At 67.7% G+C, this 26,428-nt stretch carries 20 protein-coding genes; 11 read left to right on the top strand and 9 right to left on the bottom strand.

From position 1 onward, the window contains the following. Positions 1-112: 112 nt before the first annotated feature. A complete protein-coding gene (cysK, locus tag ASD55_RS10670) occupies positions 113-1,054 on the bottom strand; it encodes a cysteine synthase A (protein WP_056718873.1) in 942 nt (313 codons plus the stop codon). A gap of 61 nt (positions 1,055-1,115) precedes the next feature. After that, a complete protein-coding gene (cysG, locus tag ASD55_RS10665; RefSeq protein ID WP_056765970.1) occupies positions 1,116-2,597 on the bottom strand; it encodes a siroheme synthase CysG in 1,482 nt (493 codons plus the stop codon). 307 nt (positions 2,598-2,904) lie between these two features. Here cysG and ASD55_RS10660 point away from each other — a divergent pair, with 307 nt between their 5' ends. After that, complete coding sequence (locus ASD55_RS10660; protein WP_056765968.1) at positions 2,905-3,894, top strand: LysR substrate-binding domain-containing protein; 990 nt, start codon at positions 2,905-2,907, stop codon at positions 3,892-3,894. A 39-nt stretch (positions 3,895-3,933) separates the two neighbouring features. Here ASD55_RS10660 and ASD55_RS10655 read toward each other — a convergent pair whose 3' ends face one another. The 4 genes from ASD55_RS10655 to ASD55_RS10640 are packed head-to-tail and all read right to left on the bottom strand — an operon-like array spanning position 3,934 to position 10,083. Further along, entirely contained in the window at positions 3,934-5,691 is a 1,758-nt protein-coding gene (locus ASD55_RS10655; RefSeq protein WP_056766084.1) for a bifunctional sulfate adenylyltransferase/adenylylsulfate kinase, read from the bottom strand. A gap of 56 nt (positions 5,692-5,747) precedes the next feature. Further along, positions 5,748-6,470 carry a phosphoadenylyl-sulfate reductase gene (locus tag ASD55_RS10650; RefSeq protein ID WP_056765966.1) on the bottom strand — a complete coding sequence of 241 codons (723 nt, stop codon included), beginning with the start codon at positions 6,468-6,470 and terminating at the stop codon, positions 5,748-5,750. Continuing rightward, positions 6,467-8,206, bottom strand: a complete 1,740-nt coding sequence (cysI, locus tag ASD55_RS10645) for an assimilatory sulfite reductase (NADPH) hemoprotein subunit (RefSeq protein WP_255357477.1) — start codon at positions 8,204-8,206, stop codon at positions 6,467-6,469. Before cysI ends, ASD55_RS10650 begins: the two co-directional genes overlap by 4 nt. Positions 8,207-8,229: 23 nt before the next feature. Next, positions 8,230-10,083: an assimilatory sulfite reductase (NADPH) flavoprotein subunit gene (locus ASD55_RS10640; protein ID WP_056765962.1), complete on the bottom strand. Its 1,854-nt coding sequence runs from the start codon at positions 10,081-10,083 to the stop codon at positions 8,230-8,232. 159 nt (positions 10,084-10,242) lie between these two features. Between ASD55_RS10640 and ASD55_RS10635 the strand changes: the two genes are divergently transcribed. From ASD55_RS10635 to pilH, 9 genes are all read left to right on the top strand, one after another. Beyond that, complete coding sequence (locus ASD55_RS10635; RefSeq protein WP_056765961.1) at positions 10,243-10,995, top strand: sulfite exporter TauE/SafE family protein; 753 nt, start codon at positions 10,243-10,245, stop codon at positions 10,993-10,995. 30 nt (positions 10,996-11,025) lie between these two features. Next, positions 11,026-12,222, top strand: a complete 1,197-nt coding sequence (locus ASD55_RS10630; protein WP_056765960.1) for a cupin domain-containing protein — start codon at positions 11,026-11,028, stop codon at positions 12,220-12,222. A gap of 10 nt (positions 12,223-12,232) precedes the next feature. Further along, positions 12,233-13,183, top strand: a complete 951-nt coding sequence (locus ASD55_RS10625) for a GNAT family N-acetyltransferase (RefSeq protein WP_056765958.1) — start codon at positions 12,233-12,235, stop codon at positions 13,181-13,183. A 325-nt stretch (positions 13,184-13,508) separates the two neighbouring features. After that, positions 13,509-16,349 carry a 2-oxoglutarate dehydrogenase E1 component gene (locus tag ASD55_RS10620; RefSeq protein ID WP_056765956.1) on the top strand — a complete coding sequence of 947 codons (2,841 nt, stop codon included), beginning with the start codon at positions 13,509-13,511 and terminating at the stop codon, positions 16,347-16,349. A gap of 83 nt (positions 16,350-16,432) precedes the next feature. Continuing rightward, positions 16,433-17,638, top strand: a complete 1,206-nt coding sequence (gene odhB, locus ASD55_RS10615) for a 2-oxoglutarate dehydrogenase complex dihydrolipoyllysine-residue succinyltransferase (protein WP_056765955.1) — start codon at positions 16,433-16,435, stop codon at positions 17,636-17,638. Positions 17,639-17,755: 117 nt separating this feature from the next. Further along, complete coding sequence (lpdA, locus tag ASD55_RS10610) at positions 17,756-19,180, top strand: dihydrolipoyl dehydrogenase (protein WP_056765953.1); 1,425 nt, start codon at positions 17,756-17,758, stop codon at positions 19,178-19,180. A 114-nt stretch (positions 19,181-19,294) separates the two neighbouring features. Next, on the top strand, positions 19,295-19,891 hold the full coding sequence (locus tag ASD55_RS10605; protein WP_056765951.1) for a TIGR00730 family Rossman fold protein: 597 nt from the start codon (positions 19,295-19,297) through the stop codon (positions 19,889-19,891). Positions 19,892-19,905: 14 nt separating this feature from the next. Next, positions 19,906-20,904, top strand: coding sequence for a YhdH/YhfP family quinone oxidoreductase (locus ASD55_RS10600; protein WP_056766082.1), 999 nt, complete (start codon positions 19,906-19,908; stop codon positions 20,902-20,904). A gap of 69 nt (positions 20,905-20,973) precedes the next feature. Beyond that, on the top strand, positions 20,974-21,339 hold the full coding sequence (gene pilH / locus ASD55_RS10595) for a twitching motility response regulator PilH (RefSeq protein WP_056718859.1): 366 nt from the start codon (positions 20,974-20,976) through the stop codon (positions 21,337-21,339). A gap of 69 nt (positions 21,340-21,408) precedes the next feature. On the opposite strand, the gene ASD55_RS10590 is transcribed toward pilH, so the two are convergent. Beyond that, positions 21,409-22,308, bottom strand: coding sequence for a J domain-containing protein (locus tag ASD55_RS10590; RefSeq protein WP_056718858.1), 900 nt, complete (start codon positions 22,306-22,308; stop codon positions 21,409-21,411). A gap of 68 nt (positions 22,309-22,376) precedes the next feature. Next, entirely contained in the window at positions 22,377-22,829 is a 453-nt protein-coding gene (locus ASD55_RS10585) for an Hsp20/alpha crystallin family protein (RefSeq protein WP_056718857.1), read from the bottom strand. 136 nt (positions 22,830-22,965) lie between these two features. Between ASD55_RS10585 and ASD55_RS10580 the strand changes: the two genes are divergently transcribed. Further along, entirely contained in the window at positions 22,966-23,454 is a 489-nt protein-coding gene (locus tag ASD55_RS10580) for a peroxiredoxin (RefSeq protein WP_056765949.1), read from the top strand. A gap of 74 nt (positions 23,455-23,528) precedes the next feature. On the opposite strand, the gene gyrA is transcribed toward ASD55_RS10580, so the two are convergent. Beyond that, positions 23,529-26,141 carry a DNA gyrase subunit A gene (gyrA, locus tag ASD55_RS10575; RefSeq protein WP_056765948.1) on the bottom strand — a complete coding sequence of 871 codons (2,613 nt, stop codon included), beginning with the start codon at positions 26,139-26,141 and terminating at the stop codon, positions 23,529-23,531. Between the last annotated feature and the right edge of the window lie 287 nt (positions 26,142-26,428).

Raw genomic sequence — 26,428 nt, 5'->3', positions numbered from 1 at the left:
ACCTTCATGTTAGTCGCCATGGTTGCCACTGGATACGAGGTCACCGCCGGCCAGCCCCGCACGCGGCATCACCGCGCCATGGAACCTGCTGCCCGGGTGATTCGGCCGCCGATCACCCGACCTCGTCCGAACCCTCGTTGACGCCTTCGAACAGGAAGGTCGACAGGTAGCGTTCGCCGGTATCGGGCAGCATCGCCAGCAGCACCGAACCTTCCGGCGCACCCTTCGCCACTTCCAGCGCAGCGGCCAGCGTGGCGCCCGAGGAAATGCCGGCAAAGATGCCTTCGCGCTGGGCCAGCTCGCGGGAGGTGTCGCGGGCCAGCACGTCGTCGATCAGCACGATGCGATCCACCACCTTCGGATTCAGCACCGCCGGCACGAAGTCCGGGGTCCAGCCCTGGATCTTGTGCGGCTGCCATTCCTTGCCTGACAGCAGGGCAGCCACGGTCGGCTCGGTGGCGACCACCTGCACGTCCGGTCGCGCCACTTTCAGCACCTCGCCCACGCCGGTCAGCGTGCCGCCGGTACCCCAGCCGCTGACGAAGTAGTCCAGCCGGCGCCCGGCGAAGTCACGCAGGATTTCCGGCGCCGTGGTCTGCCGGTGGTAGGCCGGGTTGGCCGGGTTCTCGAACTGGTTGGTGAAGAACCAGCCATGCTTCTGTGCCAGCTCCAGCGCCTTGTCGACCATGCCGGTGCCCCGTGCAGCCGCAGGCGTCAGCACGACCTTGCCGCCGTAGGCGCGGATCAGCTTGCGCCGCTCGATCGAGAACGTCTCGGCCATCACCGCCACGAACGGGTAGCCACGGGCCGCGCAGATCGCGGCCAGTGCCACGCCGGTATTGCCCGAAGTGGCCTCGACCACGGTCTGCCCCGGCTTCAGCACGCCGCGCTGTTCGGCGTCCAGGATGATCGCCAGCGCCAGTCGATCCTTGACCGAACCGGCCGGATTGAAGGCCTCCACCTTCACATAGAGTTCGACGTGTTTTGGCGCCAGTCGGTGGAGGCGGACGATCGGCGTGTTGCCGATGGTGTCGAGAATGCTGTTGTGGATCATGGCAAGACTCCGAAAGGCAGGAAAGTCGACGAGCATCATGCGCCCGTCGCGGCAAAAATGTTCATCCGGCGCGATGCAGCGCGGCCAGCACGTCGGGTGCCGCCGGCGGGCGCTCCTGCGTGCGGATGGCATGCACCGTGGCTCCCAGTGGCGGCTGGCCGAACCAGGCCAGCGAAGGCGCCAGCGCAGCCACTTCGCCCACGATCAGCAAGGCCGGCGAGCGCACCGCATGGAACGTCGCACGCTCGACCAGGTTGGCCAGGGTGCCGGTGACCACGCGCTGCTCCGGGCGCGAGCCATTCTCGATCAGCGCGAACGGCGTGGTCGGCGCCCGGCCGTGGGCGAGCAGGCCCGCCTGCAGCGCGCCCAGTTCGGCCACGCCCATGTACACCGCCAGGGTCTGCCGTTCCTGGGCCAGCAGCGCCCAGTCCGGCGACTGGTCCGGCGACTGGTCCGGCGACTGGCCATGCGCGGTGACCAGGCGCACCGATTGCGCGTGATGGCGGTGGGTCAGCGGCACGCCCGCGTAAGCCGCGCAGGCCACAGCGGCGGTGATGCCGGGCACGACTTCATAGGGAATGGCATGAGCGCGCAGGAATTCCAGTTCCTCGCCGCCGCGACCGAACACGAAGGGGTCGCCGCCCTTCAGCCGCACCACCCGCCGCCCCGCCCGCGCGTGCTGCAGCAGCAGGTCGTGGATGGCGTCCTGGCTGGTGTGATGGCGGCCCGCCTGCTTGCCGACCTCGATCCGCTCGGCGTCGCGCCGGGCCAGTTCCAGCACCTCGGCGCTGACCAGCCGGTCGTGCAGGATCACGTCCGCCTCGTTCAGCGCGCGCAGCGCCCGCAAGGTCAGCAGGCCCGGATCGCCGGGACCGGCGCCCACCAGCACCACCGAACCGCTCGGGGCCTCCGGCGGCGCCAGCAGCGTCGCTTCCACCGCCTGGCGGGCGGCTTCCGGCCGGCCCTGCCGCAGCAGGCCCGCCACCGGACCGGTGAACAGGTCCTCGTAGAAGCGCCGGCGCGCAGCCATGTCCGGATGCCGCGCCCGGATGCGGTTGCGCAGGCCGGCCGCCAGCGTGGCCAGCGCGCCCAGCGAATGATCCAGCAAGCCCTCCAGCCGCTCGCGCACCAGTCGGGCCAGCATCGGCGCCTCGCCGCCGCTGGAGATGGCGATGGTCAGCGGCGACCGGTCGACCACGGCCGGCACGTGAAAACTCGACAGAGCCGCGTCGTCCACCACGTTGACGAAGATCCGCCGCAACTCGGCAAAGGTCGCGATCAGGCGGTTCAGCTCGACATCCGAGGTCGCCGCCACCACCAGCCAGACGCGATCCAGCCAGCTTTCGCGGAACGATTCGTGGCGGTGGGCCACGCGGCCATCGGCCACCCACCGCCGCAGCTGCGGCGTCAGCGTGGGCGCATTCACCGTGACCTGCGCCTGCGCGCCGAGCAGGGCCGCCACCTTGCGTTCGGCCACCGGGCCACCGCCGACCACCAGCACGGCGCGGCGGGACAGATCGGCGAACAGGGGATACAACTTCATGCGATGCGTCCGGTGCAGGTATGGCGATGCGACCACGCTATCCGGGCGCCGGCGGCGACGACAAATGATTTGCGCCACCACGCATATGCCGCCACGGCATGTTGCCGAAAACTTGACCAATCCATCAAATGGACGTATAGACGTCTGATCATGAAATCACGTCCAGGCCACGCATCCCCTGAAGCCCTGCCCCCGGTGGCGGCCCGCGGCCTTGTGCCCACCCCGACCACGCCGGCTGCCACGCGATGTATCCGTGTTTCGTTCGCGCCTCGCCTCCACGATCCCGACCGTACACGAGAACTTCGCCATGACCCTGACCCAACTGCGCTACCTGGTAGCCATCGCCGACTCCGGCCTGAACATCACCCTGGCCGCGGAACGCGTGCACGCCACCCAGCCCGGCCTGAGCAAGCAGCTGCGGCAGCTTGAGGACGAGCTGGGTTTCCAGCTGTTCGTGCGCAAGGGCAAGAGCCTGGACACGGTGACCCATGCCGGCCGGCAGGTGCTGGAGCGCGCGCGCACGATCCTGGCCGAAGCGGCCAACATCCGCGCGATCGCCGCCAACCTGCGCAACGAGGCGCACGGCGAGCTGCGCATCGCCACCACCCACACCCAGGCCCGCTTCGCCCTGCCCGCCGCGATCGGCATGCTCAGCCAGAGCTATCCGCGAGTCAGCGTGCACCTGCAGCCGGGCCGCGACAGCGAGGTGCTGGCGCAACTGGAAGCCGGCCGGGTCGATCTGGCGGTGATCAGCACGGCCGGCGCGCCGCCCGGCAGCGGCATCGCGCTGCCGGCCTACCGCTGGCACCGGGTGATCCTTGCGCCGCGGGAGCATCCGCTGGCCACCAGCGGCCAGCCGCCTTCGCTGGACGCGCTGGCGAAACTGCCGCTGGTCAGCTACGACTCTTCCGTCAAGGCCGACTCCTCGCTGCGCCGCGCGTTCGAGGCGCGCCAGCTGAAGCCGCATGTCGCGATGACCGCCGGCGATGCCGACCTGATCAAGACCTACGTGCGCACCGGGCTCGGCATCGGCGTGCTGGCCGAGATGGCGATGCTGCCGGCCGACACCGACCTGGCCGTGCTGCCGGCCGATCACCTGTTTCCGCAATGCACGACCTGGATCGTGCTGCGTCGCGAGAGCGTGCTGCGCGAGTACGTGCTGGAGTTCGTCACGCAGTTCGCGCCGCATCTCGACCGCCGCGACGTGGCGCGGGTGATGGCCGGCGACACCGCCGCCGGCGAATGGACCGGGGTGCCGCACTGGCGGGAGCGCCGGCAGGCCGCGCTCGCCGCCTGAGGCCTCGCTGGCGGGCGACGCCCGCCCCGCAAGGCGTCATCAATCGTCGAGCAGGCCCTTGTTGCGCAACAGGGCCAGCACCTGGCGGGCCAGCGCTGCCGGCTCGGCGGCGTGGCCATCGATGCGCAACTCCGGCTGCTCGGGCACCTCATACGGGTCGCTGATGCCGGTGAAGCTGGCGATCTTGCCTGCGCGTGCCTGGGCGTAGAGTCCCTTGCGATCGCGCGCCTCGCACACCTCCAGCGCAGTGGCGACGTGGATCTCGATGAAGTCGCCATGCGCCTCGACCAGCGCCCGCGACTCGGCCCGCGCATCGGCATACGGCGCGATCGGTGCGCATACCGCGATGCCGCCGTGACGCACGATCTCGCTGGCCACGTAGCCGATGCGGGTGACGTTGGCGGCGCGATCCTCGCGCGAGAAGCCCAGCCCGCGCGACAGGTGCTTGCGCACCTCGTCGCCGTCGAGCACGGTGACCGGGCGGCTGGTGTGCTCCAGCAACTGGGCGATCACCGCCTGGGCAATGGTCGACTTGCCGGCGCCGGACAGCCCGGTGAAGAACAGCGCGAAGCCGCGCGGCTGGTGCACCGGATGACGTTCGCGCAGGATCTTCACCACCTCGGGGAAGCTGAACCACGCGGGGATCTCGCTGCCTTCATGCAGGTGCCTGCGCAATTCGGTGCCGGAGATGTCGCGCACCTCGTCGGCTTCGGCGACTTCGGTGGACGGCAGGTAGGTATCGCGGTTGGCCGCATAGACCATCGCGGGGAACGCCACGATGCGGATGCCCAGTTCCTCCTGGTGCCGCTCCAGCAACTGCTGCGCCTCGAACGGACCGTAGAACGGACGTCCATTCGAATCCTTGCCGGGACCGGCATGATCGCGGCCCACGATGAAATGACTGGCGCCGTAGTTCTTGCGGATGATCGCGTGCCACAGCGCCTCGCGCGGGCCACCCATGCGCATCGCCAACGGCAGCAGCGACAACTTCACGCTGTCGGCCGGGTAGTGCGGCAGCAAGGCGCGGATGCAGCGCACGCGGGTGTAGTGATCGACGTCGCCCGGCTTGGTGCGGCCGACCGAGGGCTGGATCAGCAACTTCGCGCCGACCTGCTGCGCGGCGCGCAGGGTCAGTTCGCGATGGGCGCGATGCATCGGGTTGCGGGTCTGGAACGCCACGATGCGGCTCCAACCATGCTCGGCGAACCACGCGCGCAAGCTGCGCGGGGTGTCGCGCAGTTCGCCGAAATCGTGGTGCGCAGGACGCTGGATGCCGCGCAGGCGGCCGCCCAGTGCGACCGGCCGGGTGCGTTCCAGCAGTTCGGCGACGCCCGGATGCAGCCGATCGGTGCTGCCGAATACCTGCTTCGCCTCGTGCAGGCGATCGGGCCAGTAGATATCGCTCACCTCCAGCACCGCCAGCGGCACGCCCTGGCTGTCGCGCAGCGCGACCTCGTCGCCGACCACCAGGTCGGCCGCGAACTCCTCGCCCACATCGAGGGTGATCGGGATCGGCCACAAGGTGCCGTCTTCCAGGCGCAGTTCCTCCACCACGCGATCGTAGTCGCGGCGGCCGAGGAAACCTTCCAGCGGCGAAAACGCGCCGCTGAGCAGCAATTCGAGATCGCACAACTGGCGCGTGTCCAGGTCGACGCCGGGCAATTGCGTGCTGCGCTGCTTCAGCGCTTCGGCTTCGGCTGGCGGTAGATAAAGCTCCTTCAGCGCGCCGCCATGGGGGGCGATCAGGGCGTCGTCGGGAGCGGCTTCAGGAGTGGGCGCAAGCGCGGAGTGGCTCATGTTGGCGAGTTTCCAGTAGGTGGCGAGAAGGCCGTCGCGAGGCGACGGCAAGTGGCTTACGCGATGCCGTGCAGTCCGCATTCGCGCTTGAGGCCGAAGAAGCGGGTGTCCTCGGCGTCCATGCCGGGCTCCCAGCGATGACTGGTGTGGGTGTCGCCTATGGAGACGTAGCCGCGCTGCCACAACGGGTGGTAAGGCAGCTGGTGGCGCGCCAGGTACTGGCCGATGTCGCGGTCGCTCCAGTCCGCCAGCGGGTGGAACTTCCAGCGGCCCTGGCGATGCTCGACGAAGTCGATCGCCCGGCGGCTGCGCGACTGTCCCCGGCGCAGGCCGGCAAACCAGCCGGTCGCACCCAGTTCGGCCAGCGCCCGCTGCATCGGCTCGACCTTGCGCAAGCGGTTGTACTGGTCCAGCCCGGGCACGCCCTGCTCCCACAACCGCCCGTGGCGCGCCTCCATCCAGGCCGGGCTGAGCGGCGCGCGATAGACCCTGAGGTTCAGCGCGAGCCGTTCGGTCAACTCGTCGACGAAGCGGTAGGTCTCGGGAAACAGGTAGCCGGTGTCGATCAGCACCACCGGCAGGCGGGCGCGCTGGCGGGTCAGCAGGTGCAGCGACACCGCCGCCTGTGCGCCGAAGCTCGACGACAGCACGTGTTCACCCGGAATGTGTTCGAACACCCACGCCACGCGCTGCTCGGCGTCGAGCGTGGCGAACCGCGCATTCAGTTCCGCCAATGCCTGCGGTTCGGGCGACACGGCCGCGGCCAGCACCGCGCTCATGCCAGCACCGCCAGCGGAATATGCCGTGGCTTCACCGCCGCCACGATGCCGGCGCGCAGCAGGAAATCGCCGAAACCCTCGCCCTCGCCCCGTTCATTCGCGTAGCGCGCAAACAGCGGATCGAGCGCGTCGAGGATCGTCGCCTCGTCGATATTCTCCCGATACACCTGGTTCAGGCGCTGGCCACTGAAGTCGGCAGCCAGCCGCAGGTCGTAGCGACCCGGCCCGCGCCCGACCAGGGCGATCTCGCCCAGGTAAGGCCGCGAGCAACCGTTGGGGCAGCCGGACAGGCGCAGCAGGATCGGCGCGTCAGCCAGGCCGTGGCGGGCCAGCAGCAATTCCAGCTTCGGCAGCAACGCCGGCAGGTAGCGTTCGCTCTCGGCCATCGCCAGGCCGCAGGTGGGCAAGGCCACGCAGGCGATCGCATGACGGCGGATGCCGCTCTGCGCCCGGTATTCGCCAAGGCCATGCGCGTGCACGATCGCATCGATGCGCGAACGCTCGGCGGCCGGCACGTTGGCGATGATCACGTTCTGGTTGCAGGTCAGGCGGAAGTCGCCCGCGTGCACCTTCGCCAGTTCGCGCAGGCCGCTGAGCCAGCGCCGGTCGCCGGTGTCGGCAAGCCGGCCGGACTCGATGTGCAAGGTGAGATGCCAGCGGCCATCGTGTCCCTCGACCCAGCCATAGCGGTCGCCGTTGTGCTCGAAGCGGTGCTCGCGCGGCGGAGCCAGCGCATAACCCAGCCGCGATGCCAGTTCCGCCGTGAACGTGTCCAGGCCGTGCCGGTCCAGCGTGTATTTCAGTCGTGCATGCTTGCGCTCGGCGCGGTCGCCCCAGTCACGCTGCACGCCGATCACCGTCTCGGCGACCTCGAACAACTGCTCCGGCGCGACGAAGCCGATCACGCTGGCCAGCCGCGGATAGGTGCTGGCGTCACCGTGGGTGGCGCCCATGCCGCCGCCGATGGCGATGTTGAAGCCGCGCAACACGCCCTGCTCGATGATCGCGATCAGGCCCAGGTCCTGGGCGAACACGTCGATGTCGTTGAGCGGCGGGATCGCCAGGCCGATCTTGAATTTGCGCGGCAGATAGGTCGCGCCGTACAGCGGCTCGACCTCCGGAGCGCCTGCCAGCTGCTCGCCGTCCAGCCAGATCTCGTGATACGCCCGCGTCTTCGGCGCCAGCTCGGCGGACAGCCGCGTGGCCCAGGCGTACGCCTCGGCGTGCGCGGCGGACTCGACCGGGTTGGCCGTGCTGACCACGTTGCGCACCACGTCGCCGCAGGCGGCGATGGTGCTGGCCAGCGCCGCGTGGATCGCGGCGATGGTCGGCTTCAGCTGGCGCTTGATGATGCCGTGCCACTGGAAGGTCTGCCGCGTGGTGATGCGCAGCGAGCCGCTGGCGTACTCGCGGGCGATGCGATCAAATACCAGCCACTGCGCCGGCGTCACCACGCCGCTGGGCAGGCGCGCGCGCAACATGAAGGCGTAGGCCGGCTCCAGCTTCTGCCGGCGACGCTCCTCGCGCAGGTCGCGGTCGTCCTGCTGGTAGCTGCCGTGGAATTTCAGCAGCTTGGTGTCGTCGTCGCTGATCGCACCGGTGACCGGATCGGCCAGGCCCTCGGCGATGCCGCCCCGCAGGAAGCGGCTTTCAGCCTTGATTTTTTCGAGATGGGAAAGCATCGGAACATTCTTTTTCTGAAGAGTGCGGCCATGGCCGGCCGTTTCCTGACTCAAGCTTCCAGGGGCGAGCGCATCAACTAATAGACGTCACGGGCGTAGCGGCCCTGCTGCAGCAGCTCGCTCAGCCAGGCCTCGGCGGATTCGGCGGAATGACCGCCGTGGGCCACGGCCACCTCGATCAGGGCGGCGTGCACGTCGCGCGCCATGTGTTTCGCGTCGCCGCAGACATAGAGATGTGCGCCGCCATCGAGCCAGGCGTACAGATCGGCGCCACGCTGGCGCAGACGATCCTGCACGTAGGTTTTATGCGAATCCCTCGCAACACCCCGCACATCCTTGTGCGGACTTTCAGGAAGAGCGTCATCCCGCGAGAACGCCAGGTCGAGCCGGTGCAGCGCGCCATCCGTCAACGCCTGCTGCCATTCCACCTGATAGAGGAAGTCGCTGGCGAAATGACGGTTGCCGAAGAACAGCCAGTTGCGGCCACTGCCCCCGCGCTCGCGGCGTTCCTGCACGAAGGCGCGGAACGGGGCCACGCCGGTACCGGGGCCGATCATGATGATGTCGCGCGCGTCGTCGGCCGGCAGCCGGAAGCGCTCGTTCGGCTCGATGAAGACCTCCAGCCGGGTGTCCTCGCCGCTGGCGGCCAGCAGGCTGGAGGCTGCGCCCCAGTGGGCATGGCCATCGGCTTCGTAATCGACCACGGCCACGGTCAGGTGCACCTCCTCGCCCACGGCCGCCGGGCTGGAGGCGATCGAGTACAGCCGCGGCGCCAGCGGCCGCAGCGCCGCCAGCAGGGCTTCGGGTTGCCAGGTCGCGGGATGGCGGCGCAACAGGTCGATGGGCTGGTCGTCGGCCAGCACCGCGGCCAGCCGGGCCGCGTTTTCCGGCCGCAGCAGCCCGGCCAGTTCGGCGTGCCCGCCGGCCGCGGCCAGCGCCGTGATGAAGCCGCGATGCAGGCGGGTGAGTTCGCAATCGCGCTCCAGCCATTGCCGCAACGGCTGACGGCGATGCTTCCAGCTAACTTCGCCCGCGCCATCGAGCTGCAGGAGGTCGAGCCATTGCGCCACCAGCGCCGGCGGATTGCGCGGCCACACGCCCAGTGCATCACCCGGTTGGTAGCGCAGGCCGGAACCTTCCAGCGACAGCTCCAGATGGCGGATGTCGCGAGTGCTGTCCCGGCTGACGATGCGCTGGTTGGCCAGCACCACCGCGCTGAACGGTTGTTCGCGGGAATGCGCGCTGGTTGGCGGCACCACATGCAACGGCGTTACCCGCCCGGGTGCCGTGATCTGCTTGAGCACATCACGGGCGCGCTCCACCACCTGCTCCGACCAGGGTTCGGCGACCAGTTCGAACTCCAGGTCGGCTTCGCCGAAGGGATGCAGGCGAACGGCGCCCAGTGCTGCCAGCCGCTCGTCCAGCTGGCGCCCGACCGTGCAGAACTGCGGATAGCTGGAGTCGCCCAGCCCCAGCACGGCGAACTGCAGCGCCGGCAATTTCGGCGCCCGCTTGCCGGTGATGAACTCGAACAGGCCACGCGTGTCATCCGGCGGCTCGCCGTCGCCCTGGGTGCTGACCACCACCAGCAGGTGACGCTCCTGCGCCAGTTCGCGCTGCGGGTAGGCGTCGGCGCGCAGCAGCCGCACCGGCAGGCCCAGCGCCTCGCTGCGACTGGCCAGCGCGGTGGCGATGCGGCGGGCGTTGCCGGTCTGGCTGCCGTAGAGGATGGTCAGCCGCTCCCTCGCCTGCGCCGCCGGGACGGGCGTCGCTGCGCCGTGGCGCTGGAGCTTTCCTGCCTGCGCGGCCGCCCAGGCGGCCACCCAGTACAGCTGGGCCGCGCCCAGTCCTTCCAGGCCCCTGGTCAGCAGGTCAAGCCTGTCCGCGGGCGGCTCCGCATCGGCAATGTTTCTGGCGACGACTGAATTCACGACAATCTCGTTTGGACGTCCATACGTCTGGACATCCAAAGTATTGCCTCATCGCATAACCGTGAAAGGATGCCTTGCCATGTACATATGCCGACGCCTTATTTCCGCGCCTGACGGCCGCCGCCAATACTTCTCCGAACCGCCAGGCGCCCCGGACACATGCCAGCATTCTCCGAATTCATCACCTTTGCCGCCGTGGGCGCGCTGGCCCAGCTGATCGACGGCGCCCTGGGCATGGCCTACGGCATCACGGCGGCAAGCATGCTGCTGGGCCTCGGCCTGCCGCCGGTGGTGGCCAGCGCCAGCGTGCATTACGCGGAGACCTTCACCTGTGGCGCTTCGGGCCTCAGCCATCTGGCTGCGGGCAACGTGCGACGAAGGCTGTTCTGGGCCCTGGCGCTACCGGGCGTGGCTGGCGCGGTGATCGGCGCGCTGGTGCTCAGCCACGTGCCGGCAGCATGGATGCGGATGGCGCTGACGCCCTACCTGCTCGGCATGGGCCTGTGCCTGTTGCTGCGCGGCGGGCGAGCACCGGGCGAGCACGATGACCGCATCCCGTCGGCGACGCGACCGCTGGGCCTGGTCGCGGGCTTTGCCGACGCCGTCGCCGGCGGCGGCTGGAGCGCGATCACGGTGACCGCCCTGGTCGCCCGGGGCGCCACCCCGCGCATGGTGATCGGCACGGTGCACCTGGCCAAGTGCGCGGTCAGCGCCGCGGCCAGCGTCAGCTTCCTGTGGCATGTCGGTGCCAGCCATGGCGTCGCGGTGCTCGGGCTGATCGTGGGCGGCGTCGCCGCCGCGCCGCTGGGCGCCGTGCTCACCCGGCGTCTGCCGCCACGGGCGGCGACCCTGCTGGCGGCGACCGCCGTGCTGGGACTGGGACTGCATGGCGTGGCCCAGGCCCTGCGCTGATCCACCCTCGCCCGCGGCTACAATGGCGGCATGACCAAGCCCACCGTTTTCCCCATCGAAGTCCGCGGCTCAGCCCGGCAGCCACTGGGCATGTCGCCTGCCCGTTTCCTCCGCGACTACTGGCAGAAGCGTCCGCTACTGATCCGCCAGGCGTTTCCCGATTTCCAGCCGCCGCTGCAGCCGGACGATCTGGCTGGCCTGGCTTGCGAGCCTGCCGCCCTGGCCCGGTTGATCGTGCATGACGAAAAACGCGACCAATGGCACGTCCATCCCGGTCCGCTCGGCGAAGCGGATTTCGCGAATACTCCCGACAGCAACTGGACGTTGCTGGTGCAGGATGTCGACAAGTGGGACGCGGACGTGGCCGGCCTGCTGCAGCACTTCAGCTTCCTGCCCAGCTGGCGGATGGACGACGTGATGGTGTCCTATGCCGAGCCCGGCGGCGGCGTCGGCGCGCACGTCGACCAGTACGACGTGTTCCTGATCCAGGGCCTGGGCCAGCGCCACTGGGCGATCAGCGATGATCCGCTGGCGCCGAAGGCCTTCCGCCCCGACGTGGAACTGAAGCAGCTGGCGCAGTTCGAACCGACCCACGAATGGCTGCTCGACGCCGGCGACATCCTGTACCTGCCGCCGGGCGTGCCGCACGACGGCGTGGCGTTCGGCGGTCCGTGCATGACGTTTTCGGTAGGCATGCGCGCGCCGTCGCAGGCGGAGCTGACCGGCGACCTGGCCGACTACATCGCCGAACAGTTGCCGGACGAGCTGCGCTACGCCGACCCGGACCTGAAACCGGCCAGGGCCACCGGCGAGATCGACCGCGCCGCGCTGGAGCGCCTGAAGAGCACGCTGCCGTTCGCCGCGGCCCTGCGCGACGATCTGCTGCACGACTGGTTCGGCCGTTTCATCACGCGCTACCGCAACGCGCAGATCCCGGCGCCGCTGGACAAGCCATTGAGCGTCGAGGCCTTCCTCAAGCAACTCGAAGGCGGCGCGCAACTGCTGCGTCACCCGTGGTCGCGGCTGGCCTGGCACCGCGACAAGTCGACCTGCACGCTGTATGTCAGCGGCGCCGCCTACCCGGCCACGCCGGCGCTGGCGCAGGCATTGTGCGAGCAGCGCAGCCATACCCCCGCCAGGAAGATCAGCGCCGCCGAACGCAAGCTGCTGTTGGCGCTGGTCAACGATGGTCACCTGATCGTGCGCAAATCCCGCCAACGTCGCTGAGCACGCACTGATGAAACTGCAGGACTTCCACATCGAGATCGCCGACTGGTCGAACCCCGACCAGCAAACCGCCCTGCTCGGCCTGCGCGAAACCGTGTTCATCCACGAACAGGGCGTGCCCGAGCAGCGCGAGCGCGACGGACTCGATGTGGACTGCTGGCACCTGCTGGCGCGCGACGAGCATGGCCAGCCGATCGGCTGCGGCCGGCTCACCCCGCAGCACAAGATCGGTCGCATGGCCGTGCTGCGTGACTGGCGCGGTCGTGGCGTCGGCCAGGCGCTGTTGCGCGAGATGATTTCCCGGGCCCGCAGCCAGGGCTGGCCGGAGGTGAAGCTGGATGCCCAGGTCAGCGCCCAGGGTTTCTACGAGCGCGAAGGCTTCGCGGCTTTCGGCGAGACCTTCGAGGACGCCGGCCTGCCCCATCAGGCGATGCGCCTGGCCCTGCCTGCAGCGGACGACGTACCGGCAGCACTGCCCGACATCGGCACGCTCGCTGCCGGCACGCGCGGCGAGACCGCGGCGACGCGCCTGCAACTGTTGGCCGATGCCCGCCATCGGCTGGACATCCACCTGCCCCTGCTGGGCAGCGATGCCTACGCCAGCCCGGACGAACTGGCCGAGCTGCGACGCATCGCGATCTCCGGCCGCGGCGCGCAGATCCGCATCCTGCTGCACGATCCGGCCGCCGCGCTGCGCGGTGACCATCGACTGATCGCCCTGGCGCAACGCCTGCCCAGCGCGATCCAGATCCGCATGCCGGTCGATGAGGTCGACCTGGCCTACCTCGCGTCCTATCTGCTCAACGATGCCGGCGGCTACCTGTTCCTGCCCGAGGCCGCGCGCCCCCAGGGCCGCGCCGCCCGCCACGACCGTGCCAGCCAGGCGCCGCTGCAGCAGCACTTCGACGAAGTGTGGGAGCGTGCCGAACGGGCCAGCGAGCTGCAGTCGCTGAATATCTGAGCGGACTGGCTCAATCGGACTGGGCCAGACGGACTGAGCCGCAGCTGGCCCGGGATCGCCCTGCCTGGCCAGCCGCGACGCGACGCAAACCGCATGAAACCGCTGGCCGCGCCGGAACCGGGCTACGACCTTGGTCTGAGAAGCCCCCGCACGGGCCGTTCCAGGCCGCCCGCAGCTTGCCGCGTCGCAGCACCCAAAGGCTATAATCATGGGGATTCTCCCCAGTCATCCGTATCAGCGGCCTGTCGGGCTTGAAAACCGACCGGTAACCGCGACTTCAACGTGACACGGATGAGCTCAAGCATCCCTTCCTGCCGGTGGTGACGTGACTACAAACCTGATCAGCGAGTTCTTCGAATCTTCCCAACTCGCAGGCGGCAACGCCGATTACGTCGAATCGCTGTATGACGCCTGGCTGGCCGACGCCTCGTCGGTTCCCGCCGAATGGGCCACGTATTTCTCATCGTTCAAGGGTCGCGAGTCCGGCGACGTCTCCCACACCGCGGCCATCGCCCGCATCGAAGCGGCACAGAAGCAGCGCCACAACGGCGCCACGGCCGCACCGGTCAGCGATGAACACGCGCGCAAGCAGGCCGGCGTGCTGCGCCTGCTCACCGCCTACCGTTCGCGCGGCCATCTTGCCGCCGACCTCGATCCGCTCGGCCTGACCGAGAAGATGACGGCGCCCGACCTGGGCCTGGCCTTCCACGGCCTGTCCGATGCCGACCTCGACACCGAATTCGACACCGGCAACTACGCCGGCGGCGGCCTGCGCCTGAAGCTGCGCGACCTGCTGGCCCGCCTGCAGAAGACCTACGCCAGCACGATCGGCGCCGAGTTCATGCACATCAGCAACCACGAGCAGCGCAACTGGATCTACAGCCGGCTGGAACAGGCTGCCGGCCAGAGCGGCCTGGACAAGGCCGGCCAGCAGCGCGTGCTGGATGGCCTCACCGCCGCCGAGGGCCTGGAGCGCTACCTCCACACCAAGTACGTCGGCCAGAAGCGCTTCTCGCTGGAAGGCGGCGACAGCCTGATCCCGATGCTCGACGACGTGGTGCGCGAAGCCGGCGACAACGGCATCAAGGAACTGGTCATCGGCATGGCCCATCGCGGCCGCCTCAACGTGCTGGTCAACATCCTCGGCAAGCCGCCGAAGACCCTGTTCGACGAGTTCGAGGGCAAGTTCGACCACCCCGACGATCCGGCCCACTCGGGCGATGTGAAGTACCACATGGGCTTCTCCGCCGACGTCAAGACGCCCAAGGGCGGCGTGCACGTGGCGCTGGCGTTCAATCCGTCGCACCTGGAGATCGTCAACCCGGTGGTGACCGGTTCGGTCCACGCGCGCCAGACCCGCCGCCGCGACACCGCGCACACGCAGTCGATGGCCGTGCTGATCCACGGCGACGCCGCGTTCGCCGGCCAGGGCGTGAACATGGAGCTGCTGAACATGTCGCAGGCCCGTGGTTTCCGCATCGGCGGCAGCCTGCACATCGTGATCAACAACCAGGTCGGCTTCACCACCTCCAATCCGCAGGACGCGCGCTCCACCATGTACTGCACCGACCTGGCCAAGATGGTCAACGCGCCGGTGCTGCACGTGAACGGCGACGACCCCGAAGCGGTGATCCTGGTGACCCGGATCGCCTACGATTTCCGCAAGCAGTTCCGCCGCGACGTGGTGATCGACCTGGTCTGCTACCGTCGCCACGGCCACAACGAGGCCGATGAACCGGCCGCGACGCAGCCGGTGATGTACCAGATCATCCGCAAGCGCCCGACCACGCGCGACCTCTACCAGCAGCAGCTGGTCAAGCAGGGCGTGCTGGCCGACGGCGAAGCGCAGAAGCAGTTCGAAGCCTATCGCGCACGTCTGGAAGCGGGCGCGCCGATGACCGACCTCGACCCGTCGCCGGTGCGCGACGGCCACGTCGACTGGGCGAAGTTCATCGGCGGCAAGCTGTCGACCCCGGTCGACACCGGCGTGCCCCGGCAGAAGCTGCAGGAGCTCTCCAGCAAGATCCTCACCCTGCCCGCCGACCTCACCCTGCAGGCGCGCGTGGCGAAGATCTACGACGACCGCCGCAAGATGGCCGCCGGCGAGCAGCCGGCCGACTGGGGCTTCGCCGAAAATCTCGCCTACGCCACCCTGGTCGATGCCGGCTACGACATGCGCCTGGTCGGCCAGGATTCCGGCCGCGGCACCTTCTTCCACCGCCATGCGGTGCTGCATGACCAGAAGGACGGCCACACCTACATGCCGCTGGCCAACGTGCGCGCCAGCGCCGACGTCGAGGTGATCGACTCGCTGCTCAGCGAAGAAGCGGTGATGGCGTTCGAGTACGGCCACTCCACCACCGACCCGGACACGCTGAACATCTGGGAAGGCCAGTTCGGCGATTTCGCCAACGGCGCCCAGGTGGTGATCGACCAGTTCATCAGCTCCGGCGAAGCAAAGTGGAACCGCCTGTGCGGCCTGGCGCTGTTCCTGCCGCACGGCTATGAAGGCCAGGGCCCGGAACATTCCTCCGCGCGTCTGGAACGCTTCCTGCAGCTGTGCGCGTTCGACAACATGCAGGTCTGCGTGCCGACCACGCCGGCGCAGGATTTCCACATGATCCGCCGGCAGATGCTGCGCCCGGTGCGCAAGCCGCTGATCGTGATGACGCCGAAATCGCTGCTGCGCCACAAGCTGGCGGTGTCCACCCTGGACGAGCTGGCCAACGGCAGCTTCCAGTTGGTGATCGGCGAGCATCGCGAGCTGGCCGCGAAGAAGGTCAAGCGCGTGGTGCTGTGCTCGGGCAAGGTCTACTACGACCTGCTGGAAGAAGCCGAGAAGCGCGAACTGAAGGACGTGGCGATCGTGCGCGTCGAGCAGCTGTATCCGTTCCCGCGCGTCGAGGTCACCGCCGAACTGGACAAGTACCCTTCCGCCAAGGAAGTGATCTGGTGCCAGGAAGAGCCGATGAACCAGGGCGCGTGGTTCCAGATCCGCCATCACCTGCAGGCCTGCACCGGCGTCAAGCACAGCCTGTCGTACGCCGGTCGCGCCCGTTCGCCGGCACCGGCGGCTGGCCACCACAACACACACGTCGCCGAACAGGCGGCACTCGTCGAACAGGCGCTGGTCGCGCCGGTCGGCACCGATCACTCTGCAGAATAAGCGGCTTTTCCGAACAGTGCGGCCAGGACGGCCGCTTCTTGATCTTCGCGATCATGGATGAGCGCACTAACTCAAGGATTCACATGTCCATCGAACTCAAAGTCCCCGTCCTGCCCGAGTCGGTCTCCGACGCCACCATTGCCACCTGGCACAAGAAAGCCGGCGACGCGGTGAAGCGCGACGAGAACCTGGTCGACCTCGAAACCGACAAGGTGGTGCTGGAAGTGCCCTCGCCGGTTGACGGCGTGCTGAAGGAAATCCGTCACGACGTCGGCGACACGGTGAACAGCGAGCAGATCATCGCGATCATCGAGGAAGGTGCAGCCGCCGCCGCACCGGCACCGGCAGCCGCAGCCCCCGCTGCTGCTGCTCCGGCGCCCGCCGCCGCGGCACCCGCCCCCGCCGCGTCGAAGGCCTCCGCCGAGCTTTCGCCCGCCGCCCAGCGCGTCGCCACCGAGAACAAGGTCGACACCTCCGCCATCGCCGGCACCGGCCGCGACGGCCGCATCATCAAGGAAGACGTGGTCAACGCCGGCTCGCGTCCTGCCGCGGCTCCCGCTGCGCCGGCGGCGAAGCCGACTCCGGGTTCGCGTCCGGAAGAACGCGTGCCGATGACCCGCATGCGCGCGCGCATCGCCGAACGCCTGATGCAGTCGAAGAACTCGATCGCCATGCTCACCTCGTTCAACGAGGTGAACCTGAGCGAAGTGACGAAGATGCGCAAGACGCTGGGCGAGGCGTTCCAGAAGGAACACGGTATCAAGCTCGGCTTCATGAGCTTCTTCGTCAAGGCCGCCGCCGAGGCGCTGAAGCGCTACCCGTTCGTCAACGCCTCGGTCGACGGCAACGACGTGATCTATCACGGTTACCAGGACATCTCGATCGCGGTGTCCACCGACAAGGGCCTGGTCACGCCGGTGCTGCGCGACGTGCAGGACATGAGCTTCGCCGACGTCGAGAAGGGCATCGCCGACTACGCCACCAAGGCGCGCGCCAACAAGCTGTCGCTGGACGACCTGCAGGGCGGCACGTTCACCATCACCAATGGCGGCACCTTCGGCTCGCTGCTGTCCACCCCGATCGTCAACCCGCCGCAGAGCGCGATCCTGGGCATGCACACGATCAAGGAGCGCGCCATCGTCGAGAACGGCCAGATCATCGCCGCCCCGATGATGTACATCGCGCTGTCCTACGACCATCGCATCATCGACGGCAAGGACGCGGTGCTGTTCCTGGTCGACATCAAGAACCAGCTGGAGAATCCGCAAAGGATGTTGCTGGGCCTTTGATTGCGATGCGATCAAAGGCCGGGAATCGGGAATGGAGAATCGGGAATCGTCAAAGCGAAGCCCGCCCTGCTCCAACGATTCCCGATTCCCCATTCCCTATTCCCCTGAGTGAATAAAATGAGCGAAAAATTCGATGTCATCGTCATTGGCGCCGGCCCGGCCGGCTACGTGGCCGCGATCCGCGCCGCGCAGCTGGGCCTGAAGACGGCCTGCGTCGACGCGTTCACCGGCAAGGACGGCAAGCCCGCGCTGGGCGGCACCTGCCTCAACGTGGGCTGCATCCCGTCCAAGGCGCTGCTCGACTCCTCGCGCCAGTTCTGGAACATCGCGCACAACCTGCCGGTGCACGGCATCAGCGTGGGCGATGCCAAGGTCGACATGGGCACGTTCATCGGCCGCAAGGACAAGATCGTCAAGCAGTTCACCGGTGGCATCGCCCAGCTGTTCAAGGCGAACAAGGTCACCCCGTTCTTCGGTACCGGCAAGCTGTTGAAGGGCAACTCGGTCGAGATCACCGCCGCCGATGGCAGCAAGCAGACGATCAGCGCGACCAACGTGATCCTGGCCTCCGGTTCCATTCCGATCGAGCTGCCGTTCGCCAAGTTCGACGGCAAGGCGATCGTCGACAACGCCGGTGCGCTGGACTTCACCGAGGTGCCGAAGCGCCTGGGCGTGATCGGCGCCGGCGTGATCGGCCTGGAGCTGGGCAGCGTGTGGCGCCGCATGGGCGCGGAAGTGACCATCATCGAAGCGCTGCCCGATTTCCTTTCGGTGGCCGATGCCGACATCGCCAAGGTTGCCGCCAAGGAGTTCGCCAAGCAGGGCCTGGACATCAAGCTCGACGCCAAGCTCAACAAGGCCGAGGTGAAGAAGGACGGCGTGCATCTCACCTACACCGACAAGAGCGGCGAGCAGAAGCTCGTCGTCGACAAACTGCTGGTGGCCGTCGGCCGCCGCGCCTACACGCAGAACCTGCTGGCCGACGACGCCGGCGTGAAGCTGGACGAGCGCGGCCGCATTCTTGTCGACGAACACTGCCACACCGGCGTGGACGGCGTGTGGGCGATCGGCGACGCGGTACGCGGCCCGATGCTGGCGCACAAGGGCTCCGAGGAAGGCGTGGCGGTGGCCGAGTGGATCGCCGGCAAGGCCGGCCACGTCAACTACGACACCATCCCGTTCGTGATCTACACCGAGCCGGAAGTGGCCTGGGCCGGCAAGACCGAGAAGGAACTGAAGGACGCCGGCGTGCCGTACAAGGTCGGCAGCTTCCCGTTCGCCGCCATCGGCCGCGCCGTGGCGATGAACGAGGCCATCGGCCAGGTGAAGATGATCGCCCACGCCGAAACCGACCGCATCCTGGGCGTGCACATGGTCGGCCCGGGCGTCTCCGAGCTGATCGCCGAGTGCGTGGTGGCGATGGAATTCAAGGGCTCGTCCGAGGATCTGGCACGCATCGTCCACGCGCATCCGACGCTGTCCGAAGCCGTGCACGAAGCCGCCCTGTCGGTCGACAAGCGCGCCATCCACAAGGGCAATTGATCGCCCGGCACGACGACAAAGCGGCCCGCTCGTGGCGACATGGGCGGGCTGCGTCGTTTGAATTTCCGGAACTTTCAGCGCCGGAATGACGAGAAAGAATACGAGTCCCTCTACATGACCCAACCCACCGCCCTCTGCGTCTACTGCGGCTCCAGCTCTGGCCGCCATCCCGAATACGCCGAACAGGCCCATGCCTTCGGCACCGAAATGGCACGCCGCGGCATCGCGCTGGTCTATGGCGGCGGCAAGGTCGGCCTGATGGGCGTGGTGGCCGATGCCGTGCTCGCCGGTGGCGGCAAGGTGATCGGGGTGATTCCGCGCCAGCTGGTGGAGCTGGAAGTGGCGCACCCGGGCCTGAGCGAGCTGGTGGTGGTCGAGACCATGCATCAGCGCAAGACGCGCATGTACGAGTTGTCCGATGCCTTCGTCGCCCTGCCTGGGGGCTTCGGCACCATGGACGAGATGTTCGAGATGCTGACCTGGGCCCAGCTCGGCCTGCATCGGTACCCCTGCGCCTTCCTCGACGTGCGCGGCTACTATCGCGACCTGCGCCAGATGATGCAGCACATGGTCCAGGAAAACTTCGTGCGGGCCGAACAGCGCGATGGCATCTGGTTCGGCGACAGCATGGCGGAGCTGTTCGACTGGATGGCCGCTTACCAAGGCAGCTACGTGCCGAAATGGATCGACACCCGCAGCGTCGACGCCTGACCGGAGGCACCGCCATGAACAGTTTCCGCGCTTTCCGCATCCACCACGACGACGCCGGCCATCGTGCCGGCATCGAGAACATGATCCCCGACGCGCTGTCCCCGGGTGAAGTCCTGATCAAGGTCGCCTACTCGTCGGTGAACTACAAGGACGCCCTGGCCGGCACCGGCAAGGGGCGCATCCTGCGCAGCTACCCGCTGAACGGCGGGATCGACGTGGCCGGTCGGGTGGTGACCTCCACCGACCCCGCGTTCAGGGAGGGCGACGCCGTGCTGTGCACCGGCAGCGGCCTGTCCGAGACACGCGACGGCGGTTATGGCGAATACGCCCGGCTCGACGCGCGCTGGACGATTCCGCTGCCTGCCGGGCTAAGCCTGCGCGAAAGCATGATCATCGGCACCGCCGGTTTCACCGCGGCGCTCGCGCTGCTGCGCATGCAGGACAATCGGCAGACGCCGGCCCTGGGCCCGATCGCGGTGACCGGTGCCAGCGGCGGCGTGGGCCAGCTGGCGATCGATATCTTCAGCCGTGCCGGCTACGAAGTGCACGCCATCAGCGGCAAGGCGGAACACTTCGATGCGCTGCGCGCGCTCGGTGCCCGCGAATGCGTCGATCGCCACCAGCTCGCCTTCAGCGGCAAGCCGATGGACTCCGCCCGCTTCGGCGGCGCGCTGGACAACGTCGGCGGCGCGATGCTGGGCGGCCTGTTGCCCCTGATCAGCCCGTACGGCAACGTGGCGATCTGCGGCAACGCCGGCGGCATCGCCTTCGACAGCACCGTCATGCCGTTCATCATCCGCGGCGCCAGCCTGCTCGGGATCGCCTCGGCGGGCACCGCCCGCGACCTGCGCGACAGCGTCTGGCAGCATCTGGCCAGCGACTGGAAACCCCGGCAGCTGGAACGCATCGTCACCCTCGAAGCAGGGCTGGACGAGCTGCCGGGCGTGTTTGCGCGTATGCTCGCAGGCGAATCCTTCGGACGTACCCTGGTGCGCATCGACAGCACGGTTTGAAGAAACTGCGCTTGGAAGTACCATCACCACGGCTTAGAATCAACGAAACTCGCAGGGGATTATTTTTCTATGGCACGCATCCTGATCGTCGACGACTCCCCTTCACAGCTGCTTGGCATCAAGCGCATCGTCGAAAAACTCGGGCATGAAACCCTTTCCGCCGAAGACGGTGCCGCCGGCGTGGAAGTGGCCAAGGCCGAAAAGCCGGACCTGATCCTGATGGACGTGGTCATGCCCAACCTCAACGGCTTCCAGGCGACCCGCACGATCAGCAAGAACGCCGACACGGCGCACATCCCGATCATCCTGGTCACCACCAAGGATCAGGAAACCGACAAGGTCTGGGGCATGCGCCAGGGTGCCAAGGCCTATGTGACCAAGCCGATCCGCGAGGAAGAGCTGGTCAAGGCCCTGGAAGAATTCCTGCCGGGCTGAACAATCACCGGATGCAACGAGAAACGGCGCCCCAGGGCGCCGTTCTTCTGTCTGCGCACCCGTCAAACGTTACCGCGGGGTGAAGTCGCCGAACGCCGCCTGCAGCGCATCGTAGGCGGCACGCTGCTCGTCGGTGTCCGCCGGTGGCGTGCGGATGGACAGCTCCACCAGCTGGTCGCCGGGATGGGCACCAGGCATGCCACGGCCCTTCAGCCGCAGCTTGCGCCCCGATTGCGAACCCGCCGGGATGCGCAGGTCGACCGTTCCGGCCAGGGTCGGCACCGGCACCGCCGCGCCCAGTGCCGCCTCCCACGGCGTGATCGGCAGCACGTGCACCACGTTGCGGCCGTCCAGCCGGAAACGCGCGTCATCACGGATGCCCACCTCCAGCAGCAGGTCGCCGTTCGGCCCACCGGCCATGCCGGGCTGGCCCTGGCCGGACAGGCGGATCACCTGGCCGGGCTGGATGCCCGCCGGAATCTTCACTTCCAGCACGCGCTCGCCGCCAGCCGGATCGTGCATCGCCAGCCGCGTGCGACCGCCGTCGAACGCCGTCTGCAGGTCGATCTGCACCGAAGCCTGCACATCCTGGCCGCGACGCGGACGCGGCTGGCCGCGGTGGCCACCACCCGCGGCACCGCCGCGCCCGAACAGGCTCTCGAAGAAGTCGCTGAAGTCACTATCGTCACCGCCACCGAAGCCGTGCTGGCCCTGCCAGCCGGGCGGCGGCCTGAACTGCTCGCCCTGCCGGTAGCCGCCGGCGCGCAACTGGTCGTAGGAACGCCGCTTCTCGGCATCCTTGAGTACCTCGTTGGCTTCATTGACCGCCTTGAACTTCTCTTCGGCGCCGGCTTCCTTGTTCTTGTCCGGGTGGTACTTGCGCGCGAGCTTGCGATAGGCCGACTTGATCTCGGCCTCGCTGGCATCGGGCTTCACACCCAGGATCTCGTAATAGTCTTTGAATTCCACTCACCGCTCCCCGACTCACGCAAAACCCGCGGCGGGTCGACGCCGCCGCGGGATCAGCCACCCGATCCTCAGTGGTTCACGTTGATGGTAATGCGCCGCGGCGTCGCCTGCGCCTTCTTCGGTATCACGATCTCCAGCACGCCGAACTTGCCTGTCGCCGTCACACCCTCGGCATCGGCGCTGTCCGGCAGGGCGAAGCGGCGATGGAAGGCGCCGCGCGCACGTTCGACCCGGGTGAACTTGCCGTCCTTTTCCGCGGCAACGGCATCACGCTCGCCCTTGATGGTGAGGATGCCCTTGTCCATGCTCACCTCGATCTGCGCCGGGTCCACGCCGGGGATGTCGGCCAGGATCACGAAGCGCTGCTCGTCCTCGCGAATGTCGACGCGTGGCGCCCACTGGCTGGTGACCACGTTGGAGGCATCGCCGTCTTCCGGTTGCAGGAAGCGGTCGAACGCCTGACGGATCTCTTCGGGCAGGCCGTTGCCCGCGTTCCAGATGCCATGACGACCCAGGTTCATTGTTTGTCTCCTTGCATTGGTTTGCGGTCGATTACCGCCTGAGACAGAAAATAGGTGCGGCCGCGGACGATTCAAGGCGACAGCCCGCCGCGGCACGTTTAGCATGGCGCGATCCCCTCCCCGACCCGAGACCCGCATGAGCATCCAGCCCGGCGACACGATTCCCGACACTGCCGTCCAGTGCATCGACGGCGACATCCAGCCAGCGCAGACCGCCGCCCTGTTCGCTGGACGCAAGGTGCTGCTGTTCGGCGTGCCCGGCGCGTTCACCCCGACCTGCTCGAACCGGCACCTGCCTGGCTACTCGGCGCATTTTGCCGAGTTCCGGCAGCGTGGCATCGACGTGATGTGCCTGGCGGTGAACGATGGCTACGTGATGCAGGCCTGGGCCGCCTCGCAGCAGGTTCCGGCCGGCCTGTTGATGCTCGCCGACGGCAACGCCAGTTTCACCCGCGCCCTGGGGCTGGAGCTGGATGGCAGCGCCTTCGGCATGGGCCTGCGCACGCGTCGTTTTGCGCTGTATGCGGAGGATGGGGTGGCGCGCCTGGTGCAGGTGGAGGCACCCGGTGAACTGCGCGTTTCCAGCGCCGAGGCGATGCTGGCGGCGGTCGACAGCCTGCGCTGAATCCGCCACGCCCGCCACGCACTCAAAAAAAACCCCGGCGATGCCGGGGTTTCTCGTGTCGCCAGGAGGGCGGCCTACTCTTCGCCGGCCGCCGGCTCGGTCGCCGCATCGTCGCCACCACCGGGCACGTCTGCGCCGATGATTTCGGCATCCTCGCCGTTGTCCTCTTCCGCATCCAGCCGCATCACGCTGACCAGGGTTTCGTCGGCCGGCAGCTTGATCAGGGTGACGCCCTGGGTATTGCGACCGAGCTGCGAAACTTCCGCCACGCGGGTACGCACTAGCGTGCCCTGGTCGGAGATCAGCATCAGCTCGTGCGCCTCGGTGACCTGCACCGCGCCCACCAGCGCACCGTTGCGCTCGGAGCACTGGATGCCGATCACGCCCTGGGTGCCACGGCCCTTCTTGGTGAACTCGGCCAGTTCGGTGCGCTTGCCGTAGCCGCGCGCGGTGGCGGTGAGGATGTCGCCTTCGGCCGCCACGATCAGCGACACCACCTCGGCGCCACCGACCAGCTTCATGCCACGCACGCCGGAAGCGGTGCGGCCCATCGAGCGCACGGTGTTCTCGTCGAAACGATTGACCTTGCCGTTGGAGGCGAACAGCAGGATGTCGCTGTTGCCGTCGGTCAGTTCCACGTTGACCAGGGCGTCGTCGTCATGCAGCTTGATCGCCAGCTTGCCCTTCTGCAGCTGGAAGGCGAACTCGGACAGCGGGGTCTTCTTGACCGTGCCGTGCCTGGTGGCGAAGAACACGAAACGATCTTCCGCATACTCGCGGATCGGCAGCACCGCCTGCACCTTCTCGCCCTCGCCCAGCGGCAGCAGGTTGATGATCGGCTTGCCGCGCGCACCCGGGCCCGACTCGGGAATCTGGTAGACCTTCTGCCAGTAGACCCGACCGGTGCTGGTGAAGGCCAGCAAGGTGTCGTGCGTGTTGACCACCCACAGCTGCTCGACGAAATCCTCGTCCTTCAGCGCGGAAGCCGAACGCCCCTTGCCGCCGCGTTTCTGCGCGCGATAAGTGCTGGCCGGCTGGCGCTTGATGTAGCCGGTATGCGACAGCGTGACCACGACGTCTTCCGGCGCGATCAGGTCGAGCACGTTCAGATCTTCCTGCGAATGCTGGATCTCGGTGCGACGGGCATCGCCGAACTCGGCCTTGATCGCCTCGAGTTCCTCGCGGATCACCTCGAGCAGGCGATCGGGGTTTTCGAGGATCTCGATCAGGGCGCGGATCGCCTCGAGGATCTGGCGGTATTCGTCGGAAAGCTTTTCCTGCTCCAGCCCGGTCAGGCGATGCAGGCGCATCGCCAGGATTTCCTGGGCCTGGATCTCGGACAGCTGGTAACCGTCGGCCTTCAGGCCTTCGCGCGGGTCCATGTCCTCCGGTCGCGATGCATCGGCACCGGCGGCGGAGAGCAAGGCGCCGACCATGCCCGGCTGCCACTTGCGTGCCAGCATGCGCTCGCGTGCTTCGGCCGGCGATGACGAGGTCTTGATCAGATCGATCATCTCGTCGATGTTGGCCAGCGCCACGGTGAGGCCTTCGAGGATGTGCGCGCGGGCGCGTGCCTTGCGCAGCTCGAAAATGGTGCGGCGGGTGACCACTTCGCGACGGTGGCGAATGAACGCCTCGAGGATGTCCTTGAGGTTCAGCAGCTTCGGCTGGCCGTCCAGCAGGGCCACCATGTTGATGCCGAAGGTGACCTGCAGCTGGGTCTGCTGGAACAGGTTGTTCAGCACCACGTCGCCCATCGCGTCCTTGCGGATCTCGATGACGACGCGCATGCCGTCCTTGTCGGACTCGTCGCGCAGCTCGCTGATGCCTTCGAGCTTCTTTTCCTTGACCAGCTCGGCGATCTTCTCGATCAGCCGCGCCTTGTTCACCTGGTAGGGCAGCTCGTGGATGATGATCGTCTCGCGGCCGTTGGCCTCGGTTTCGATCTCCGCCCTGGCCCGCACCAGGATGCGGCCGCGGCCGGTGCGGTAGGCCTCGATGATGCCGGACGAGCCGTTGATGATGCCGCTGGTCGGAAAATCCGGACCCGGCACGTAATGCATCAGCTGGTCGATCGACAGCGCCGGCTCATCGATCAGCGCGATCGTCGCGGCAATGACTTCGTTGAGATTGTGCGGCGGGATGTTGGTGGCCATGCCGACCGCGATGCCGGCCGAACCGTTCACCAGCAGGGTCGGCACGCGCGACGGCAGCACGAGCGGCTCGTGCTCGCTCTCGTCGTAGTTCGGCCCGAAGTCGACGGTGTCCTTGTCGATGTCGGCCAGCAGCTCGTGGGTGAGCCGCGACATGCGCACTTCGGTGTATCGCATCGCCGCGGCGTTGTCGCCGTCGACCGAGCCGAAGTTGCCCTGGCCGTCGACCAGCATGTAGCGCAGCGAGAACGGTTGCGCCATGCGCACGATCGCGTCGTAGACCGACTGGTCGCCATGCGGATGGTACTTACCGATCACGTCACCGACCACGCGCGCCGATTTCTTGTACGGCTTGTTCCACACGTTGCCCAGCTCGCTCATCGCGAACAGCACGCGGCGATGCACGGGTTTCAGACCATCGCGCACATCGGGAAGAGCGCGCCCCACGATCACGCTCATGGCGTAATCGAGGTAGCTCTGGCGCATCTCGTCTTCGATGTTGACGCGAATGATTTCTTTGGCGAGTTCTGCCATGAATCGGCTTCCTTGATGACAAAAAAAGGACGCTGGTGCCGCGCCTCCGGCGCATGCGCAAGCGACCCGAAATCAACCCGTCGATTTTAGCACAAGCAGCCCCAAAACGACAGGATTTAGCCTTTCAAAATCAATAGCTTGCAGCCGAGCCTCACAGCTTGTGCAAAGCGCTCCGCAGACTGCTTACATATTGATCAGCAGCAAGGCCGCCGAAGCCGCTGCGACAGGTGCGCGCAAGCGGCCACGCGGGTCCGGCCGAAGGTGGCCAGGGACCTCCCGGAAAGTAC

The sequence above is a fragment of the Rhodanobacter sp. Root561 genome (assembly GCF_001427365.1).
Lineage (GTDB): Bacteria > Pseudomonadota > Gammaproteobacteria > Xanthomonadales > Rhodanobacteraceae > Rhodanobacter.
The sequence above is the reverse complement of the archived record's forward strand: the minus strand, read 5'-3'. Positions and strand labels throughout refer to the sequence as shown.

What these genes read in the sequence shown, in the direction of transcription:
- cysK (WP_056718873.1), bottom strand. Translation starts at nt 1,054, where the DNA reads ATGATCCACAACAGCATTCTCGACACCATCGGCAACACGCCGATCGTC.
- cysG (WP_056765970.1), bottom strand. Translation starts at nt 2,597, where the DNA reads ATGAAGTTGTATCCCCTGTTCGCCGATCTGTCCCGCCGCGCCGTGCTG.
- ASD55_RS10660 (WP_056765968.1), top strand. Translation starts at nt 2,905, where the DNA reads ATGACCCTGACCCAACTGCGCTACCTGGTAGCCATCGCCGACTCCGGC.
- ASD55_RS10655 (WP_056766084.1), bottom strand. Translation starts at nt 5,691, where the DNA reads ATGAGCCACTCCGCGCTTGCGCCCACTCCTGAAGCCGCTCCCGACGAC.
- ASD55_RS10650 (WP_056765966.1), bottom strand. Translation starts at nt 6,470, where the DNA reads ATGAGCGCGGTGCTGGCCGCGGCCGTGTCGCCCGAACCGCAGGCATTG.
- ASD55_RS10635 (WP_056765961.1), top strand. Translation starts at nt 10,243, where the DNA reads ATGCCAGCATTCTCCGAATTCATCACCTTTGCCGCCGTGGGCGCGCTG.
- ASD55_RS10630 (WP_056765960.1), top strand. Translation starts at nt 11,026, where the DNA reads ATGACCAAGCCCACCGTTTTCCCCATCGAAGTCCGCGGCTCAGCCCGG.
- ASD55_RS10625 (WP_056765958.1), top strand. Translation starts at nt 12,233, where the DNA reads ATGAAACTGCAGGACTTCCACATCGAGATCGCCGACTGGTCGAACCCC.
- odhB (WP_056765955.1), top strand. Translation starts at nt 16,433, where the DNA reads ATGTCCATCGAACTCAAAGTCCCCGTCCTGCCCGAGTCGGTCTCCGAC.
- lpdA (WP_056765953.1), top strand. Translation starts at nt 17,756, where the DNA reads ATGAGCGAAAAATTCGATGTCATCGTCATTGGCGCCGGCCCGGCCGGC.
- ASD55_RS10605 (WP_056765951.1), top strand. Translation starts at nt 19,295, where the DNA reads ATGACCCAACCCACCGCCCTCTGCGTCTACTGCGGCTCCAGCTCTGGC.
- ASD55_RS10600 (WP_056766082.1), top strand. Translation starts at nt 19,906, where the DNA reads ATGAACAGTTTCCGCGCTTTCCGCATCCACCACGACGACGCCGGCCAT.
- pilH (WP_056718859.1), top strand. Translation starts at nt 20,974, where the DNA reads ATGGCACGCATCCTGATCGTCGACGACTCCCCTTCACAGCTGCTTGGC.
- ASD55_RS10585 (WP_056718857.1), bottom strand. Translation starts at nt 22,829, where the DNA reads ATGAACCTGGGTCGTCATGGCATCTGGAACGCGGGCAACGGCCTGCCC.
- ASD55_RS10580 (WP_056765949.1), top strand. Translation starts at nt 22,966, where the DNA reads ATGAGCATCCAGCCCGGCGACACGATTCCCGACACTGCCGTCCAGTGC.
- gyrA (WP_056765948.1), bottom strand. Translation starts at nt 26,141, where the DNA reads ATGGCAGAACTCGCCAAAGAAATCATTCGCGTCAACATCGAAGACGAG.